Origin of the sequence: Clostridium sp. JS66, assembly GCF_033561535.1 — a bacterium.
Classification (GTDB): Bacteria; Bacillota; Clostridia; order Clostridiales; family Clostridiaceae; genus Clostridium_AM; species Clostridium_AM carboxidivorans.
Genome location: NZ_CP131467.1, coordinates 1,847,394 through 1,867,253 on the forward strand (window position 1 = coordinate 1,847,394; position 19,860 = coordinate 1,867,253).

13 protein-coding genes are annotated in these 19,860 nt (G+C 33.3%); 11 read left to right on the forward strand and 2 right to left on the reverse strand.

The features are described from left to right. Nucleotides 1-107: 107 nt before the first annotated feature. The 9 genes from guaD to Q6H37_RS08755 all read left to right on the forward strand — a co-directional run bounded on the left by guaD (nt 108) and on the right by Q6H37_RS08755 (nt 12,514). Nucleotides 108-1,391, forward strand: coding sequence for a guanine deaminase (gene guaD, locus Q6H37_RS08715; protein WP_318740993.1), 1,284 nt, complete (start codon nt 108-110; stop codon nt 1,389-1,391). 66 nt (nt 1,392-1,457) lie between these two features. Then, on the forward strand, nt 1,458-2,882 hold the full coding sequence (locus Q6H37_RS08720; protein ID WP_318740995.1) for an NCS2 family permease: 1,425 nt from the start codon (nt 1,458-1,460) through the stop codon (nt 2,880-2,882). Between the two features lie 85 nt (nt 2,883-2,967). Continuing rightward, nucleotides 2,968-4,677, forward strand: a complete 1,710-nt coding sequence (gene ade, locus Q6H37_RS08725; RefSeq protein ID WP_318740997.1) for an adenine deaminase — start codon at nt 2,968-2,970, stop codon at nt 4,675-4,677. 88 nt (nt 4,678-4,765) lie between these two features. Next, entirely contained in the window at nt 4,766-5,353 is a 588-nt protein-coding gene (locus tag Q6H37_RS08730; protein ID WP_318740999.1) for a TetR/AcrR family transcriptional regulator, read from the forward strand. Nucleotides 5,354-5,423: 70 nt separating this feature from the next. Then, entirely contained in the window at nt 5,424-6,356 is a 933-nt protein-coding gene (locus tag Q6H37_RS08735) for an NTP transferase domain-containing protein (RefSeq protein ID WP_318741001.1), read from the forward strand. 132 nt (nt 6,357-6,488) lie between these two features. Then, entirely contained in the window at nt 6,489-9,053 is a 2,565-nt protein-coding gene (gene xdh, locus Q6H37_RS08740; RefSeq protein ID WP_318741003.1) for a selenium-dependent xanthine dehydrogenase, read from the forward strand. Between the two features lie 67 nt (nt 9,054-9,120). Further along, entirely contained in the window at nt 9,121-11,235 is a 2,115-nt protein-coding gene (locus tag Q6H37_RS08745) for a xanthine dehydrogenase family protein molybdopterin-binding subunit (RefSeq protein WP_318741005.1), read from the forward strand. Further along, complete coding sequence (locus tag Q6H37_RS08750; protein ID WP_318741007.1) at nt 11,235-11,702, forward strand: (2Fe-2S)-binding protein; 468 nt, start codon at nt 11,235-11,237, stop codon at nt 11,700-11,702. Before Q6H37_RS08745 ends, Q6H37_RS08750 begins: the two co-directional genes overlap by 1 nt. Continuing rightward, on the forward strand, nt 11,696-12,514 hold the full coding sequence (locus tag Q6H37_RS08755; protein WP_318741009.1) for an FAD binding domain-containing protein: 819 nt from the start codon (nt 11,696-11,698) through the stop codon (nt 12,512-12,514). Before Q6H37_RS08750 ends, Q6H37_RS08755 begins: the two co-directional genes overlap by 7 nt. A gap of 90 nt (nt 12,515-12,604) precedes the next feature. On the opposite strand, the gene dpaL is transcribed toward Q6H37_RS08755, so the two are convergent. Both dpaL and Q6H37_RS08765 read right to left on the reverse strand, forming a co-directional pair. Then, nucleotides 12,605-13,783 (reverse strand): diaminopropionate ammonia-lyase, encoded by a 1,179-nt coding sequence (dpaL, locus tag Q6H37_RS08760; protein WP_318741011.1) that lies wholly within the window; start codon nt 13,781-13,783, stop codon nt 12,605-12,607. Nucleotides 13,784-13,926: 143 nt separating this feature from the next. After that, on the reverse strand, nt 13,927-15,276 hold the full coding sequence (locus tag Q6H37_RS08765; RefSeq protein ID WP_318741013.1) for a nucleobase:cation symporter-2 family protein: 1,350 nt from the start codon (nt 15,274-15,276) through the stop codon (nt 13,927-13,929). 330 nt (nt 15,277-15,606) lie between these two features. Between Q6H37_RS08765 and ygeW the strand changes: the two genes are divergently transcribed. Together ygeW and ygfK are read left to right on the forward strand one after the other, a co-directional pair. Beyond that, nucleotides 15,607-16,803: a knotted carbamoyltransferase YgeW gene (gene ygeW, locus Q6H37_RS08770; RefSeq protein ID WP_318741016.1), complete on the forward strand. Its 1,197-nt coding sequence runs from the start codon at nt 15,607-15,609 to the stop codon at nt 16,801-16,803. A 25-nt stretch (nt 16,804-16,828) separates the two neighbouring features. Next, nucleotides 16,829-19,846, forward strand: coding sequence for a putative selenate reductase subunit YgfK (gene ygfK / locus Q6H37_RS08775; protein WP_318741019.1), 3,018 nt, complete (start codon nt 16,829-16,831; stop codon nt 19,844-19,846). Nucleotides 19,847-19,860: the final 14 nt, after the last annotated feature.

Sequence of the window (19,860 nt, forward strand, 5' to 3'; positions counted from 1 at the left end):
TCATCATTATTCTAAATTACAATCATTTTTAATAGTAACATGTTGTTCAAATCTCTATTTTTAACCTTTGAATGCAAGATTGTAAGAACTTAAAGGAGGCAGCCTTAATGGGAGAAATATACATTGTTAGAGGAAATATTATTTTTACTAAAACCTTTGGAAAATTTGAAGTATTTGAAAATGGTTATATTGTAGTTGAAGGAAAGTACATTAAAAGTGTGTACAAAGACCTTCCAAAGAAGTTTGACAAGGTAACAATAATAGACTATGGAAACTCACTTATAATACCAGGATTTGTTGATTTGCATTTGCATGCATCACAATATGGAAATATAGGGTTAGGAATTGATAAGGAGCTTATGCCATGGCTCCAAGAATACACTTTTCCTGAGGAAGCAAAATATGATGATATCAATTATGCAAAAAAGGTGTATTCAGCATTAATAAAAGATCTATGGAGATTTGGTACAACTAGAGCATGTGTTTTTGCAACTATTCATAAGGAATCAACAAAACTTTTAATGGATTTATTTGCTCAGTCGGGTTTATCTGCATATGTTGGAAAAGTGAACATGAATAGAAATTCACCAGAATACTTAGTAGAGGATACAGAAAATTCAATTTATGATACAGAGCAAATACTACAAGAATATTCTACAAAATATGAACTTGTAAAGCCTATAATTACACCTAGATTTGTTCCAAGCTGCAGCATGGAATTATTGAAGGGATTAGGAAATTTAGCTAAGAAATATAATACTCCAGTACAGTCACATTTGTGTGAGAATTATGATGAAGTTAGCTTTGTAAAAAAACTACATCCGGAATTTAAAAATTATGCAAGAGTATATGAGGGTGCTGGATTGTTTGGTGATGTGCCTACTATTATGGCTCATTGTATTTTGGTAGATGAAGATCAAATTGAATTAATGAAAAGAAAAAATGTGTTTGTTGCACACAGTCCTCACTCAAATTGTAATTTATCAAGTGGAATTGCACCTGTTAGAAGGTTTATTGAAAGAGGTATTGCAGTAGGGCTTGGTAGTGATATATCTGCAGGACACAGCTTGTCAATAGCAAACGTAATTGTAAGTAGTGGTCAGGTGGCAAATTTAAAATGGCTTGAAAGTAGTAAAGTAGATAAGCCTTTTAATACTGCAGAATTATTTTATATGGCAACAAAAGGTGGAGGAAAGTTTTTTGGTAAAGTAGGAAGCTTTGAAGAGGGTTATGAGTTTGATGCTCTTGTTATTGATGATAACAGTTTGCCTATATTTAAACCATTGTCAATAGAAGAAAGATTGCAAAAATTTATTTATACTGGAGATGATAGAAATATTAAAGAAAGATATGTAGCTGGCAAAAAAGTAGAAGAGCCTGAGTGTTATTAAAAATAAAGTTCTTCAACTTAACTAGTCTAGAGAACTTTAAATAAATTTTATAATGGGGGTTAATTTATGGAAAGTGGAACCAGTGGACAGAAAAATTCATTTCTAGAATCATTTTTTAAGTTGAAAGACAATAACACAAATGTAAAAACAGAAATTCTTGCAGGAGTTACTACTTTTATTACTATGGCTTATATAATATTTGTTAATCCAAGTGTGCTCAGAATAGCAGGTATGAATTCAGCAGGTGTAGTTGGGGATGCAGCCTCAAAATTCAATGTGGGTTCTGACCCAATTGTATCAGCAGTATTTGTTGCTACTTGTCTAGCTGCTGCTGTTGGAACATTTATAATGGGGTTTTATGCAAATTTACCTTTTGCTCAAGCGCCTGGTATGGGGCTTAATGCATTTTTTACTTATACTGTATGTTTGACACTGGGATTTAATTGGCATCAAGCTCTTACTGCAGTGTTAACTTCAGGTATTTTGTTTATAATTATTACAGTTACATCTATACGAGAAAAGATAGTTGATGCCATACCTCAAAATTTAAAATATGCTATGTCTGGTGGTATAGGGCTTTTTATCGCTCTTATTGGTTTGAAGAGCGGTGGAATAATAGTTTCAAATAAGGCGACACTTGTAGGTTTTGGTAATTTTGCAGATCCAGGAACACTGCTTACTATAATAGGAGTTTTAATAATTGGAATACTTATGGCAAGAAATGTTACAGGATCTATTCTTATAGGTATTATTTTAACTACACTTATAGGTATACCGCTTAAAGTTACTTCTCTTGCAAATTTACACATTTTTAGTGCCCCACCTTCTCTTGCACCTACTTTTGCAGCTTTTGATTTTTCTGGTCTTTTTTCAAAGGGTGGAACTTCTGTAGCTGGTGCAATTTTGAGTTTTGTTATGGTTGTTATAACAATTTGCTTGGTTGATCTTTTTGATACTATTGGAACACTTGTTGGAACTGCCACAAAAGCAGGAATGGTAGATGAAAATGGTAAAGTTTTAAGGCTTAAAAAAGCTCTTATCTGTGATGCAGTAGCAACAACTGCAGGATCATTTTTTGGAACAAGTACTATTAATACCTATGTTGAATCAACTTCTGGTGTTACAGCAGGAGGAAGAACTGGCCTTACAGCTGTAACTGTAGGCATATTATTTATACTTTCATTGTTTTTTTCAGGACTTGTTGGAGTAGTTCCTTCACAAGCTACAGCACCAGCACTTATTATAGTAGGTGCCCTAATGATGGGAGTAATTAGGAATATAGACTTTAGTGATTTTACAGAAGCATTACCATGTTTTTTTGCCATTTCATTAATGGCTTTTAGTTATAGCATAGCAAATGGTATTGCAGTTGCAATGATTATTTATCCTATAGTAAAAATAGCTACTGGAAGGCATAAGGAACTCAGTCCAATAGTTTATGTTCTTGCCATACTGTTTGTGTTAAGATACTTACTACTTCCCTTTGAGTAAATAATATTATATTCTGTAATTTTAGGGGAAGTGCAATGACTCTTCCTCTAAGAATCACTTGATTAATAGATTGGAGAAATAGTGAATGAATAAATTATTAGATAAAATTAATGCTGCTATGGGTAAGGTAAAAGCGGAACTTGTACTGAAGGATGCTTTTATAATAAATGTATTTACCCAGACTATTGAGAAAAAAGATGTTGCAATAAATGATGATGTGATTGTAGGAATAGGTAAGTATGAAGGCAATCAAGAAATTGATTGTAAAGGTTTGTTTGTAGCATCAGGATTTATAGATTCTCATGTTCATATAGAATCTTCTATGGTAACTCCAGAGATATTTTCTGATTTAGTCATCAAAAAAGGTGTTACTACAATTGTTGCAGATCCTCATGAAATAGCTAATGTTTTAGGAGAAAAAGGTATAGAATTTATGCTGGAAAATAGTAAAAAGGGAGATATAGACACATTTTTTATGCTTCCATCCTGTGTTCCAGCAGTAGATTTTGAAGATAATGGGGCAGTACTTGAAGCAGATAATTTAGAAAAGTTTATTAATCATCCTAAAGTTTTAGGCTTGGGAGAAGTGATGGACGTTAATGCAGTTACTTCGGGAAAGAAAAATATGTTGAAAAAAATTTTAATGGTGAATAATCAAAACAAAAGTATAGATGGACATTGTCCTAAAATTAATGAAAAAGAGCTAAATGCTTATTTATGTGCTAATGTCAGAACAGATCACGAATGTACAAATTATGAGGAAGCTCTACAAAAGGTAGCAAATGGGATGTATGTAATGCTTAGGGAAGGTTCTGCAGCTAGGGATTTGAAAAAACTATTGCCTGCAGTAAATGACAAAAATTATAGTAGATTTATATTTTGTACTGATGACAGACACATTGAAGATTTGGTAGATGAAGGTAGCATTGATAACTGTATACGAATTGCTATAGATGAAGGAATGGACCCTGTGAAAGCATATACAATAGCTTCTTTCAATGCAGCTAATTGCTATGGATTAAAGGATAGAGGTGCTATTTCACCTGGCATGAAGGCTGATTTGGTAATATTTGAAGATATAAAAAAATTAAAGATAAAAAATGTGATTAAGAACGGTAAAATATATAAAGATAATCACATATATGAGGATGTTTTTATCAAGCCTTCAGTAAATGTAGATTGCATAAAAGAAGACCTATTTCATATTGAAGCTAAAGGAAAATTTGTAAATGTAATAAAAGTGCATCCAGGGTTATTAGTAACTAAAAAAGAAGAAAGAGAAGTAAAAGTAAATAGAGGATTAGTTCAATGTGTTGAAGGTAAAGGAGAAATTGTAAACAAAATAGCTGTAATAGAAAGACATAAAAATAGTGGAAAACACTGTGTTGGATTTATAGAAGGATTAGGACTTAAAAAAGCTGCTATAGCTCAGACAATTGCACACGATTCTCATAACATAATTGTATTAGGTGATAATGATAAAGATATGGAAATAGCAGTGAATAATATTATACACAACAATGGAGGTATTGCATTTGTATCTGAGGGTAAATTGCTGGAGTGTTTAAAATTGCCAATAGGTGGACTTATGACATCTCAGAATCCAGATTTGGTCATCGATAAAATTACAAAGCTGAATTTGCTTGCAGTGAAGTTTGGTATTAAAAAAGAAGTTGATCCATTTTTAACACTTGCTTTTATGGCGCTTCCAGTGATTCCAGATATAAAAATAACTTCAAGAGGATTGTTTGATTATTCCAAATTTGATTTTATAGATTTATTTACGGATGCTTAATCATATATTATGGAAATTTTGCGTAGAGTTTAAGTTTGAGGTATAATTTTATAATAAAGTATAATTTTTACTAGAAAGAGGTTATGATATGTCAAAAGATGCAAAGAAGAATATATTAGATGCAGCTATGAAGGTAATTGCTAGGGAAAAAATAAGTGGTACTCGTATGCATATGATTGCAAAAGAAACGGATAGAAGTCAGGCTAATTTGCACTACTATTTTCCAACTAAAAATGATATAATGATAGCCCTTTTAGATGATATACAAAAACAATTTTCAGAGAATCGTAAGCAGTATATTGATTTAGACAATAAAGATGTTTTTCAAAATATAAGAGGTTTTTTTGAACAAAAGGAAGATGATATTTTAAATAACAAAGAATTAGATTATGTGCAGCTTGATTACTGGGTTCAAGGTACAGTAAATAAGGAAATAAGGGAAAAATTTCAGAAAACCTTTAATATATGGCGCAGTAGTATTAAGGAAGTCTTAAGTAAAGGGAAGTTTAAAGATGGTGCAGATGATAACTATAAAGATATGCTTACATATATAATGGTATCTTTAATGTTAGGAGCATCACTGCAGTATCTTATTGATGAAGACAAATTTGATTTGAAAAAATATTTTGATGCAGCTGAAGGCCTTATTGGTCAGTGTTTAGAAGAAGAAAGTTAGTTATTTATTGGCAAGGATAATACCATTTTAATTATATATTTATGAAAATTGTAACTATGGGAGTACAAGTATGGAAAGAGAGAGAGAAACAACAGGAGGTATAATTGTTGCAGCAGGAAAAACATCAGAAAAAAATGAAATATGGCCATTACGTAAGATTGGTTCCATTACTATAATAAAGAGAATTGTTTTAACTTTTCAAAAGGCTGGAATTTCCAATATTGTGGTAGTCACTGGTTATAGGTCTCAGGAAGTTGAACACAATTTAGCTTATTATGGGGTTATATTTCTTTATAATCCAAAGTATGAAGATTCACAGATGATTGATTCAGTAAAAATAGGATTGAATTTCTTAAAAAATAAATGTGATAAGGTAATAGTTAATCCAGTAAGTGTTCCTTTATTCACACCAGAAACCATTCAAAAAATGATAGAATGCGATAAAGAGTTACTTTCACCCTGTTATCATTCTAAAATTGGACATCCTATTTTAATATCTTCTAAAGTAATTCCCGAAATTTTAAAATACAATGGTGATAAAGGTATGGAGGGAGTTATCCAAAATATTGGGGTTTCAAGGTATGTGATGGATGTAGAGGATGAGGGTATTTTAAATGGTATAGGAGATTCTTGTCAGTTAGAAAAGCTTTTAAGAAAACATAATCAGCGTATTCTACATCCATTTGTTAAAATAAGCATTGAAAAGGAAACCTTGTTTTTCAATTCAAGAACAAAATTGCTTTTGCTCCTAATTCAAAATACACATTCTGTGAGAAATGCATGTAAACATATGGCACTTTCTTATAGTAAAGCATGGAACATGTTAAATCAATTGGAAGAGGAATTAGGTTACGCAGTAGTTAAAAGAAAACATGGTGGTCGAAATGGTGGAAAAACTTATTTGACAAAAGAAGGAGAAGAATTTTTAAGGAGATATGAGCAATTTGAACACAATGTTCGTCAATATGCAAAAGATGAGTTCGATAGATTATTTCAGGAATAGATAGAATGTTTTGTATTAGAATTCACTAATAGAATAGGCAAGTTCTTTTTATAAAGAATTTGATAAAGATTAACTTCCATTTTATAATAATTATAACAGTAATTGTTAAAAATTATAAATAGGAGGTTATTTATGTTTAGGCTAAATATTAACGGTAAGGATGTAGTTTCTGATACTGATAAACCCCTATTGCGTTTTTTAAGAGATGATTTGAAAATCACTTCTGCAAAAGACGGCTGCAGTGAAGGTGCATGTGGAACATGCACTATTTTAGTAGATGGAAAGGCAGTAAAAGCTTGTGTACAAAAAGTATCAAGATTTGTGGACAAGAAAATTTTAACTGTTGAGGGATTAAGCAAGAGAGAAAAAGAAGTTTATGAATATTGTTTTGGAGAAGCAGGTGCAGTGCAGTGTGGTTTTTGCATCCCTGGAATGATAATTTGTGCAAAAGCCCTCCTAGATACTAACTTTAATCCAACAAAGTTAGATGTAAAGAAGGCAATTAGAGGTAATATCTGCCGCTGTACTGGATATAAAAAAATAGAAGAGGCCATTTTAATGGCAGCAAAATATTTTAGGCGCAATCTTGAGATATCAGCACCTGTTGATAAATTAGGAATGAATCAAAAGTTTAAACGTGTAGATGTAGATGAAAAGGTAAATGGAACAGGTATTTTTGTGGATGATATTGAATTACCAGAAATGATTTATGCTAAAGCAGTTCGGTCTAAATATCCAAGGGCTATTGTAAATAAAATTGATATCAGTAAAGCACAGGCACATCCTGATTGTGTAAAAGTTTTACTGGCAAAGGATGTTCCACATAATATTATTGGACACATAAAACAAGATTGGGATGTAATGATTCCAGAAGGGGGAACAACTAGGTATATAGGAGATTGCCTGGCACTAATAGCAACTTATCATAGAGACAAGTTAGATGAGGTGTGTAAATTGGTTGATGTAGAATACACAGAATTGCAGCCAATCACTTCTCCTGAAGATGCTCTGAGAGCAGATGCACCTCTAATTCATGCAGATGGTAATATTATGAGCCGTTCTATTATACAGCGTGGAAATGCAGATGAAGCAATTAAAAATTCTAAATATGTGATAACAAGAAAATATAAAACTCCATTTCAGGAACATGGATTTATGGAACCAGAGTGTGCAATTGCAGCACCTGAAGGCAAAGATGGTATTTTGCTGTATTCAGGTTCACAATCTGTTTATGATGAGCAGCGTGAAATTTCAAACATGCTTCAAATTCCAAAAGAAAAAGTACATTGTCATTCCCAGCTTGTTGGAGGTGGCTTTGGTGGTAAGGAAGATATGAGTGTTCAACATCTTGCAGCATTAATGGCATGGCACACAAAAAAACCAGTGAAAGTAAAGTTTTCAAGACAGGAAAGCTTAAATTATCATGTTAAACGGCATGCAATGGAAATGGAATTTACAACAGCTTGTGATGAAAACGGATATTTGACTGCTATGAAAGGCGTAATTATTGCAGATACAGGTGCTTATGCATCTTTAGGTGGACCTGTATTACAAAGAGCATGTACTCATGCAGCAGGACCATATAATTATCAGAATATTGACATTTTGGGTATGTCAGTTTATACAAATAATGTTGTGGCTGGAGCATTTCGCGGCTTTGGAGTGACACAAAGCTGTTTTGCTGCTGAAAACAATATTAACTTACTAGCAGATATGGTGGGTATATCACCTTGGGAAATGCGCTATCGTAACGCAATTCGTCCAGGACAGGTACTTCCAAATGGTCAAATAGCAGATGATAGTGTTGCAATGTCAAAATGCCTGGAAGTTGTTAAAGATGTATACGAATCAAATCCTTATGCAGGACTTGCCATAGCCTTTAAAAACAGTGGAACTGGAGTGGGAAATAGAGATATTGGTCGTTGTATTTTATCTGTGAAAAATGGAAAAGTTCATATTAGAACCTCTGCAGCTTGTATGGGACAAGGAATTGCAACAATGTGTACTACTATATTTTGTGAAGCAACTGGTTTAAATCCAGCACTTGCTGTTCATGAAAGAGCAGATACTATATATACACCTGATTCTGGAACTAGCACTGCATCTAGACAAACTGTTGTAACTGGGGAAGCTGTAAGACGGGCATCTGAAAAGCTAAAGGCGGAATTAAATAAAGGATTAAATCTTTACGATTTAGAAGGAAAGGAATTTTATGGGGAATATTCTGCAAAAACAGATCCAATGGGATCTCCAAAGAAAAATCCAGTAAGTCATGTAAGCTACAGTTATGGGGCTCAAGTTGTTATCCTTAATGAGAAGGGAAAGGTTGAAAAGGTAGTTGCAGCATATGATGTTGGAACACCTGTTAATATTCAGGCCGTTGAAGGACAGATTGAAGGCGGAATTGTTATGGGACTTGGATATGCTTTGACAGAAGAATTTAAAGTTGAGGGGGGCTATCCCAAGACCAAATTAGGAACACTAGGACTTATGAGATCAACAGATACTCCAGAACTTGAAGTTATTCTTGTACAAGGTAATGGGAAAATTGCTGAAGCCTATGGAGCAAAAGGCTGCGGGGAATTATGTCTGATTCCAACAGCACCAGCTTGCGCTCATGCATACTACAGATTAGATGGCAAATTCCGTAATCAACTGCCACTGAAAGATACATTTTACAAGAAGACAAAGAAATAAAAAGCTATTTTATTATATAAGCTGTGACTTTTTTCAAAGTTTTATGAATTATACATGGGGGGATTGTATGAAAAATATTAGCAAGTCTGTAAAGAAAAAAGATCATGAGCTAAAGATGAGTGGTCATGCTATTTATGTAGATGATTATGTAATGGATGATATGCTCTATGGCAAGCTGTTACATTCAACAAAGGCAAAAGCTAAGATTATGGATGTTCGTATTCCCAAATTGCCTGAAGGATATTTTGTAGTTGATAAAAATGATGTGCCAGGTGTAAACCGTGTTGCAATAGTAGAGAATGATACACCTGTTTATGCTGAAAATACTGTAGAGTATGTTGGAGAACCTATTTTAATGGTTGTGGGACCTGATTTTAAGGAAGTTAAGAGAATTTTAGGTGAAATTGTTATAGTATATGAAGAACAAGTTCCTGTCTTGGACATGAGAAAATCTAATACTGTTTTTTTTCATTATAAATGTGAAAAAGGGGATGTTTATAGGGCTTTAAAAGAAGCTGATGAAGTCTTTGTTGAAACCTTTGAAACAGGTTATCAGGAACAAGCGTATCTTGAAACTCAGGGAATAATTGCTTATCCACATGATGGACGAATGACCATACGTGGTTCTATGCAGTGTCCTTATTATGTATATGGTGCAGTTTCCAAAGCTTTAGGATATGATGAAAAGGATATTCAAATTATTCAGGATGTTACTGGAGGAGGCTTTGGAGGTAAGGAAGATATTCCGTCCATACTTGCATGTCAGACTGCAGTGGCAGCTAAAAAAGCTAATAAACCTGTAAAAGTAATATTTGACAGGCGAGAAGATATGGAATTTACTTCAAAGCGCCATCCATCTATTTGTACTTATAAAGTGGCAGTTAAAGATGGCACAATTACAGGCATGGATATTGATGTGCTGTTCAACAGTGGTGCATATACTACTCTTTCTCCTGTTGTTTTACAACGTGGAGTAATTTGTGCAAGCGGTGCATATAGAATAGAAAATTTGCATATTGAGGGGCGTGCAGTTAAGACAAATACGGTACCTTGTGGTGCATACCGTGGCTTTGGTGCTCCACAGACTTTCTTTGCAGTAGAGATGATGATGAATCATATTGCAAAGAAAATGGGTGTAGATTCTCTTGAACTAAAGGAAAAATATATGGTCAAACAGGGTGATTCTACTTCTACAAGTGGAGAGTATCATTTTCATGTACCTCTGCCTGAAATGATCAAGAGAGCTGATGAGCTTGCTAGTTATCGTAAAAAACGCAAGATGTATAAGAATCAAAAGGGCAGGTACCGAAAAGGTATTGGAATGTCATTGTTTTTTCATGGTTGTGGTTTTACAGGAAGTGGAGAACGTGATTTCATAAAGGCTGTTGTAAAAATTAGAAAAAACATAGATGATACAGTAGAACTTTTAGTAAGTAACTCAGACATAGGACAGGGCATCAAAACTACTTTTTGCAAAATTGCTGCAGATACTCTTGGTATTTCTTATGATAGAGTAATTGTAAATAATCCAGATACGGATCGTGTACCTGATTCAGGTCCTACTGTAGCAAGTCGTTCTTTAATGGTAGTTGGAGAATTGCTTAGACGTGCAGCAGAAAAACTTAAGGGAGAATGGAAGAGTGGAGAAGAACAAATTGTAGAGGAACATTTTGTGGAGCCTGGCTTTATGATTCCATTTAATCTGGAAAAATTCAAAGGAGATGCTTATCCAACCTTTTCCTGGTCTGTAAATGTCATTGAAGTGGAGGTGGATACACTTACTGCTATTACAAAGGTAACTGGAGCATGGGGGATTTTTGATGTAGGTGTTCCCATAGACATGAATATTATACAGGGACAGATGCAGGGAGGTTTTTTACAAGGGATTGGATATGCTTCTATGGAACATATGGAATGTAATGACAAAGGCGTAATTCGTAATAATAGCTACAGTGACTATATTATTCCAACAGCAGTAGATGTACCAAATCTTGTAACCGAAATAGTAGATAATCCGTATAGTTATGGTCCATATGGAGCAAAAGGTGCAGGTGAACTTCCTCTTGTTGGTACAGCTCCAGCTTATGTGGAAGCTGTGGAAAATGCACTTGATGCAAATTTAAATAAAGCTCCATTTACTCAAGAAGATACTATGAAGGTTTTACAGGAGGTGCTTAAGTAATGATAAAATTTATGCTTAATGGGAAAGAAGTTAGCTCTTCTGCCAATGAAAATGAGCGTTTACTTGATGTACTTAGAAATGAATTTCATATTACTGGTGTAAAATGTGGCTGCAAGGAAGGAGAATGTGGTGCTTGTTCTGTTATACTTGATGGAAGACTAGTTAACTCCTGTCTGGTGGCAGTAGGAAGTATAGAGGGAAGTAATGTTATGACTATTGAAGGATATCGTGAAACCAAGCAATTTGAAGTTCTTGATAAGGCATATGCCTCTGTTAGTGCTGTGCAGTGTGGTTTTTGCATTCCTGGTATGGTACTTGCATCTGAGTGTATACTTTCAAAAAATCCAAATCCTACAGAAGCAGAGATTAGAGAAGGTATTTCTGGAAATCTTTGCAGATGTACTGGCTATAATGCCATTGTTAAAGCCATTGGTATTGCAGCAAAGGAGGGAAAAGGTTTATGGTAAATAGTTATATGCCATTATCTTTAAAAGAAGCACTGCATATCCTTGCAAAAGAGGATGTTACCCCTTATGCAGGAGGAACGGATTTAATGATTAAGGCAAATGAAGATGCCAGATATTTATTTTTAAATAAAGTAGCTGAGATGAAAAGTATAGTAGAAGATGAAAATTATATTCGTATTGGTGCAGGTGTTACTTTCTCAGATGTTATTGAAAATAAATCAACTCCTGCCATTCTAAAAGAAGCAGTAGAACAGATTGCAGCACCTGCAATTCGAAACCTAGGTACCGTTGGAGGAAATATATGCAATGGATCACCTAAAGCAGACAGTGCACTTATCTTTTTTGTTACAGACTCCAAATTACGTCTTGTGAGCAGTAAAGGAGAGAGGGTTATTCCCATTAATGAATTTTATCTTGGGAGAAAAAAGACTTCTCTTAAAAAGGATGAATTACTTGCTGAAATTCTCATGAGTAAGGAAGGCTTTGATAACTATTATTATAAGAAGGTAGGAGCAAGAAATGCCTTAGCAATTTCCAGAGTATCTTTTGCAGGTATTCTTAATATAGAAGACAATAAAATTTCTAATTGCAGTACAGCCTTTGGTGCAGTTAGTGATGTTGTCATAAGGCGTCCAGATATTGATAAAATGCTCATTGGCAAGACTATTCAAGAAGCAAAAGTTTTAAAAAAAGATTATCTTGCAGCATATGATAAGATTATTATTCCTATAAAAGGTAGGATTTCAGCAGAATATAGGAAGATTGTATGCATGAATTTACTTAGAGATTTTCTTGAAAGCAATGAAATTTAAATATACAGAGTTTTAAATTAATATAAGCATAATGCGAAGCAAAGCTTCGCATTATGCTTATATTACAAGATTTGAGTTATCAAATCTCAACTAGAGACTTTGATAGTCACCGTTCCAAACTATGTTCCTATATATTTGTGGATCAGTATCTCCTTCTGTGCTAATGAGTAAAACTTTGGAGTTTTTATCAAGTTTTAATGTTTCACCTAAGTCTTTATATTTGTTGTCGGATAAAATCGATAAGAGTCCTGCTGTTACAGCGCCTGATTCGCCGGATATTATTCTACTATCGCTTTTAAGAGGATTTCCTAAGACACGCATTCCTCTTGCTGTTACCCAGTCAGGGGCTGACACGAATACATCTGCACAGCATTTCAAAATATCCCAGCCAACAGGGTTAGGTTCACCACAGGCAAGGCCAGCCATTATGGTATTCATTTCTCCTGTGACAGCTTCAAGTTTACCTGCTTTGCAGGATCTATAAAAACAATCAGCCTTTTCAGGCTCTACAATAACGATCTTTGGTGGATTTTTTTCAAATGTGGAAATAAATATACTTGCTATAACGGAAGCAAAGGCTCCTACACCTGCTTGTAAAAATACATGAGTTGGAATAGTTCCATGTAATTGTTCAATAGCTTCTTGAGCTAAAGTAGAATATCCTTTCATGATCCATGTAGGAACTTCAGTATATCCTTCCCAAGCTGTATCCTGAATAACTTCCCATCCATTTTTAGAAGCTTGCTCAGCTGTAAAACGTACTGTATCGTCATAGTTCCAATCAGTTACACTGACATCTGCATCAAATTCAGCTATATTATTTACTCTATTTTGGGTGCTTCCTTTAGGCATATATACAATACATTTATATCCAAGTTGTTTTGCCATCCAGGCAACTCCTCTTCCATGATTACCATCTGTAGTTGTAGCAAAAATAAGATTTCCCAGTTCACTTTTTAGTTTTTCAGATTTTAATGCTGAAAATGGAAGCTCAGATATATCCTTACCTAATTTTTGTGATAGGTGTTTACCAATAGCATAGGAAGCACCTAATACTTTAAATGCATTTAATCCAAAACGAAAAGATTCATCTTTTACAAAGATATTAGATAGTCCTAAAAAATTTGCTAATTCATCTAAGTTGACGAGAGGAGTTTGTTTATATTGCTCAAAACTTTCATGGAAGCTTTTAACTTCATGTAAGTCACTTTTATTTAATAAAGGTTTATGTTCTTTAAGATTTTTTTTACCATTAACAATCCATTTCAACGATAAGTCACCCCCAAAAAATATAAATTTTTAATAAATACTGCTAACCAGTTAATCCACTTTTATTATAATTCTGAATTATTTTTGTGTCAATATATTAACATAAATGGTTTTTGATGGTAAAAATCTACCCTTGATGATTGCTATTCATGTTTTTCTTGGTGATTTTCAGAAGAGATTTCAATATTAGTGACATTTTTTTCACCATGGTTTAAAAATGCATTGAGAATTATTGCAACTACAGAAGCAGAAACTATACCACTGCTGAAGATTGATTTAAAAAATTGAGGAGTATGATCAAGTATACCAGGGACAACGGTAACTCCAAGGCCTACGCCAATGGAACAGGCAACTACTAGCATATTTGAATTTTTATCAAAGTCTACACTTGAAAGCATTTGTATGCCGGCTACTGCTACCATTGCAAACATTATAGTTGTAGCTCCACCTATAACTGGCTGAGGAATGATGGTAGCTAAGGCTGCAAATTTAGGAATTAATCCAAGGCATATGAGGATGATTCCAGAAACAATTACAACAAAACGGCTTTTCACTTTACTTAGAGCTAAAAGTCCTAAATTTTGATTAAAAGTTGTATAAGGAAAAGAATTGAATATACCACCTAAAACTGTTGCAATTCCTTCAGCCCTAAGGCCTCGTACAATATCATTTTCTGTAATCTTTTTTTGGCAAATTCTACCTATACCAAGATATGTGCCTGTGGATTCAATCATTACTGTAAGCATGACAAAAGTCATCATAACTATAGATGCAACATTGAATTTAGGTATACCAAAATTTAATGGACTAACAAAACTTACCCATTTTGCATTTACAACTACTGAAAAATCTACTTTTTCCATGAATGCAGCAACTATTGTGCCTAAAATAATTCCATTTAAAACAGAGATTGCTTGAAAAAATCCTTTAAAGAATTTGTTTGATAATATGACAACTATCATTACGAAAGTACCAAGTAAAAGATTAGAGATACTTCCAAAATCCTTAGCTCCTGAACCACCACCTAGACTACTAATACCAACATTAATTAGAGAGAGACCTATTATTGTTACTACAGTACCTGTTACTACCGTTGGAAAAAACTTTAACACTTTTCCGTATATTGGTGCAATTAATACTACAATAAGTGCTGCTACTATTATGGCACCGTAGGCTGTTGCCATTCCATAACTTTTACCAATAATAATGATAGGGCCAACAGCAGCAAAAGTACATCCTAAAATTGCAGGTAATTTAATACCAACATAAGGTCCTATACCAATTGCTTGTATTAGAGTTGCTATACCACAAGTAAACAAATCTGCAGCTACTAAAAGTTCCAGCTGCCTAGGTGTCAAACCTACGGAAGAGGCGATGAGTATAGGAACAGCTACAGCACCTGCATACATTGCAAGCACATGTTGAAGTCCTAAAGTAAAAAGTTTTGGAAGAGGAAGCATTTCATTTACCTTGTTTACAGATTGTTCCGACATTGTAAAACCTCCTATAAATAAGCTTATATCAAAGTAATGCAATTTAAGGTTGGATTTACTAGTTAGTATATTTTATTCTAATAATATTAATAATATTTTATCAATATTACAATTAAATAAAAATCCAATGGTGTTATAAATTTTAGAATTGCTTTATGAATTATTTTGAACTAAAGTAAAATTAATTTATTATTGACAAAAATATCCTATTATTATAAAATCAAATTATACTAACTAGTTAATCCGATTTTTAAATTACATCATATCTAAGACAAAATATGTTTGCATTAAAACATTTTATTCAATCATTACAATTAGGAGGCATATCTTATGGAAAAGCTAAAAGAACTTATCCAAAATTTAAAAAAACTAGACTATAAAAATATGTATAATAATGATTTCTTTTTAACCTGGGAAAAAACAGATGAGGAGCTTAAGGCAGTTTTTACAGTAGCTGATATTTTACGTGAAATGAGAGAAAATAATATATCACCACGTATATTTGATAGTGGACTAGCAATTTCATTGTTCCGTGATAATTCTACAAGAACAAGATTTAGTTTTGCAAGTGCATGCAATTTGCTTGGACTTAAAGTTCAGGACCTTGATGAAGGAAAATCACAGATTGCCCATGGTGAAACTGTTCGTGAAACAGCAAATATGATTTCTTTTATGGCGGATGTTATAGGAATTAGAGATGATATGTTTATAGGAAAAGGAAACAAGTATATGCATAAAGTTTCTCAATCAGTTCAAGAGGGATATAAAGCAGGAATTCTTGGACAGCGTCCTACTCTTGTAAATCTTCAGTGTGATATAGACCATCCAACTCAATGTATGGCAGATTTACTTCAATTAATTCATTATTTTGGTGGAGCAGAAAAACTTAAAGGCAAAAAAATGGCTATGACATGGGCTTACTCTCCATCTTATGGTAAACCATTATCTGTACCTCAAGGAATTATTGGATTGATGACGAGAATGGGTATGGAAGTTGTACTTGCACATCCTGATGGATATGACATACTGCCAGAAGTAGAAGAGGTTGCAAAAAATAATGCTAATAAGAGTGGAGGTGAATTTATTAAAACTAACTCTATGAAAGAAGCTTTTAAAAATGCAGATATAGTATATCCAAAGAGTTGGGCTCCATTTGCTGCTATGGAAAAACGTACTAAATTGTATGGAGAAGGTAAATTTGATGAAATAAAAGTACTTGAAAAGGAACTTTTAAATCAAAATGCCAATTATAAAGATTGGGAATGTACAGAAGAAATGATGAAGCTTACTAAGGATTCTAAAGCATTATATATGCATTGTTTACCTGCAGATATTACGGGAGTAAGTTGTAAACAGGGGGAAGTAGCTGCTTCTGTATTTGATAGATATCGTGAAGAACTTTATAAACAGGCAGGATATAAACCATATATTGTTGCTTCAATGATTTTCTTAAGTAAGGTAAAAGATCCTGCAAAAACACTTACAGAAATTATTGAAGCAAAGCCACCGAGGTTTTTAGCAAAGTAAAATATATTGCAAGGGGGGAATATAAATGAGTGATAGGATGCGGCCTATTTCTTTTGAAAAAATGCTTGTTTGGATTACAAGAGAATTAAAAGAAAAGGAATCTATTTTTGGAATTCATAAAAATAAATTTTATAAAAATGAAAGTGGGAAATCAATTGAGGTATTTGGTGAAAAGCTAGCTTCACCCCTTGGACCTGCTGCTGGACCAAATACTCAATTAACTCAGAACATTGTTTCTGCTTACTTAACTGGAAGTCGATTTATTGAATTGAAAACGGTGCAAGTTATTGATGGTGAAGACTTACCAGTAGCTAAACCTTGCATCCATGCACAGGATGAAGGCTATAATGTGGAATGGTCTACAGAATTAAAAGTATCCGATGCTTTTGATGAATATATAAAAGCTTGGTTTTTGCTTCATATTTTAATGAGAGAACTTAATTTAAGCAAGCAAAGAGATTTTATGTTTAACATGAGTGTAGGTTATGATTTAAATGGAATTAAATCACCTAAAATAGATAATTACATTGAAGGAATGAGGAATGCTTCAAACACAAAAGTATGGAATGAATGTAAAAAAGCAATTACTTCTAATATGAATTTATTTGATAATTTCAATGAAAAAGATTTAGAAAAAATCTCTCCAGTTATTTGTTCATCTATTACAGTATCTACATTACATGGATGCCCTCCAGAAGAAATAGAAAAAATATCTAATTATTTACTCAGAGAAAAGAAATTAAACACTTTTATAAAGATGAATCCAACTCTTTTAGGAGAAAAGTTTGTTAGAAATACACTCAACACAATGGGATATGTTTATATAACCTTAAATGGAGATCATTTTAAAAATGATTTGCAGTATGAGGATGCAGTGGCAATGTTACAGCGTTTGAAAGATGCTGCAAAAAAAATGAATTTGGAAATAGGAGTTAAACTTACAAATACCTTGCCAGTTAAAATTCAAAACAGTGAATTACCTGGGGAGGAAATGTATATGTCAGGACGTTCTCTTTTTCCACTTACAATATCATTAGCAAATAAATTAGCCAAAGAATTTGAAGGCGATTTGCAGATATCTTATTCAGGTGGTGCAGATTTTTTTAATGTTGATAAAATTTTAGCTGTAGGAATTCAACCAGTGACATTTGCAACTACTATTTTAAAGCCAGGTGGATATGAGAGGATAACTCAAATGGCTCAAAAGGTAGAGAAAAAGCTTAAGGGTGCCTTTTCACAAATTGATACAGATATGTTATCAAAATTATTATTGGAAGCTTTAAATGACAAACATTATCTTAAAAATTCAAGAACTGTGGAGGGTAGAAAACTTTCTATAGAACTTCCTATTTATGATTGTGCAGCAGCACCTTGCAGCACAGGGTGTCCTATAAACCAACAAATTCCTGAATATATAGCTTTGGCTGAAAAAAAGAAATATGATGAAGCTTTTTCTATAATTGCTAAAGACAATGCTTCGCCAGCAATTACAGCAACTATTTGTAATCACAACTGTCAGTTTAAATGTACCAGATTAGATTATGATTCATCTGTATTAATTAGGGATATGAAGAAAGTTGTTGTTTTAAATGCTGAGAAAAAATATATTGAAAATATCAAACTAGCAGATATAAAAAGTAATAAAAAGGTAGTAGTTATAGGTGCAGGTCCTGCAGGACTTTCTACAGCTCTCTTTTTGAGAAGAAATGGTATGGATGTAACTGTAATGGACAAAAAAGAAAAACCTTATGGTGTAGTAAGATATGCAATTCCTGATTTTAGAATTCCATATGAAATGATTGATCAGGATTTTGAACTTATAAAAAAGCAGGGAGTAAAATTTAAATTTGGCATTAATGAAAACTTTAATATAGATGAATTAAAAGAGAAATATGATTATATTATCCTTGCAATAGGTGCTTGGAAACAGGGAAGAGCACCTTTAAAAGAAGGCAGCGAAAAAGCTGTAAATGCTATTGAATTTCTTGGAAGATATAAATCAGAAAAAGAAAACATAAATTTGGGAAAGCAGGTTTGTATTATTGGTGGTGGAAATGTAGCAATGGATGCAGCAAGAGCAGCTAAGAGGATAGCTGGAGTGGAAAATGTTTCTGTTATATATAGAAGAACTAGAGAATATATGCCTGCAGATTCTGAAGAATTAGATTTAGCTATTTCTGACGGTGTTGTATTTAAAGAGCTTCTTGCACCAATGTCTATTAGGGAAAATAAATTGCTTTGTCAGGAGATGACTTTAGGAGAAAGAGATGCTTCAGGCAGGAGAAGTCCTGTTCCAAGTGGTAAAGAGGTTGTTTTAGATGCGGATACTGTTATTGCTGCTGTAGGAGAAAAAGTAGATAGTGATTTGCTGAAAAGAAACGGAATAGAATTAGATTCTAAGGGTTTTCCTAAATTAAATATAGCTTGCGAGACCAATATTTCCAATGTATATATTCCAGGAGATGCAAAAAAAGGACCAGCTACAATTGTAAAGGCAATAGCAGATGGAAAGGCAGTTGCAAAAGATATATTGTCAAAAGAAGGCTTGAATAACGATTTTGAGAAAAAAGTTATCCCTATAGATAAAGAGGAAATATATGGTAGAAAGGGCGTATTAAGAGATTCACAAAATTGCGAAGAAGAACCTGAAAGATGTCTTTCTTGCAGTAACATTTGCGAATTGTGTGTTGATGTTTGTCCTAATAGAGCCAATGTAGTTATTAATGTAGAAGGAGGATTTGCTTCTTCTCATCAGATTATACATTTAGATGGTATGTGTAATGAATGTGGTAATTGTGGAGTTTTCTGTCCATATAAAGGAAATCCATATAAAGATAAGGTGACAGTTTTCTGGAATGAAAATGACTTTGAAAATAGTGATAACAAGGGCTTTTATATTGTTGATATTAAAAAAGGCATTTGTAAAGTTAGAAGAGAAGATGACAAAGTTGTCATGTACACCATTGGTGAGAAAGACATTGTCTCAAAAGAGATGGAATATGTAATTAGGAGCTGTATAGATAAATATAGTTACATGCTGTAATTTAACATTTAAAA

Bases quoted from the DNA above. Each gene is read 5' to 3' on its own strand.
- Q6H37_RS08750 (WP_318741007.1), top strand. From the start codon at position 11,235: ATGATAAAATTTATGCTTAATGGGAAAGAAGTTAGCTCTTCTGCCAAT.
- Q6H37_RS08755 (WP_318741009.1), top strand. From the start codon at position 11,696: ATGGTAAATAGTTATATGCCATTATCTTTAAAAGAAGCACTGCATATC.
- Q6H37_RS08720 (WP_318740995.1), top strand. From the start codon at position 1,458: ATGGAAAGTGGAACCAGTGGACAGAAAAATTCATTTCTAGAATCATTT.
- xdh (WP_318741003.1), top strand. From the start codon at position 6,489: ATGTTTAGGCTAAATATTAACGGTAAGGATGTAGTTTCTGATACTGAT.
- Q6H37_RS08730 (WP_318740999.1), top strand. From the start codon at position 4,766: ATGTCAAAAGATGCAAAGAAGAATATATTAGATGCAGCTATGAAGGTA.
- Q6H37_RS08735 (WP_318741001.1), top strand. From the start codon at position 5,424: ATGGAAAGAGAGAGAGAAACAACAGGAGGTATAATTGTTGCAGCAGGA.
- ade (WP_318740997.1), top strand. From the start codon at position 2,968: ATGAATAAATTATTAGATAAAATTAATGCTGCTATGGGTAAGGTAAAA.
- Q6H37_RS08765 (WP_318741013.1), bottom strand. From the start codon at position 15,276: ATGTCGGAACAATCTGTAAACAAGGTAAATGAAATGCTTCCTCTTCCA.
- Q6H37_RS08745 (WP_318741005.1), top strand. From the start codon at position 9,121: ATGAAAAATATTAGCAAGTCTGTAAAGAAAAAAGATCATGAGCTAAAG.
- ygfK (WP_318741019.1), top strand. From the start codon at position 16,829: ATGAGTGATAGGATGCGGCCTATTTCTTTTGAAAAAATGCTTGTTTGG.
- ygeW (WP_318741016.1), top strand. From the start codon at position 15,607: ATGGAAAAGCTAAAAGAACTTATCCAAAATTTAAAAAAACTAGACTAT.
- guaD (WP_318740993.1), top strand. From the start codon at position 108: ATGGGAGAAATATACATTGTTAGAGGAAATATTATTTTTACTAAAACC.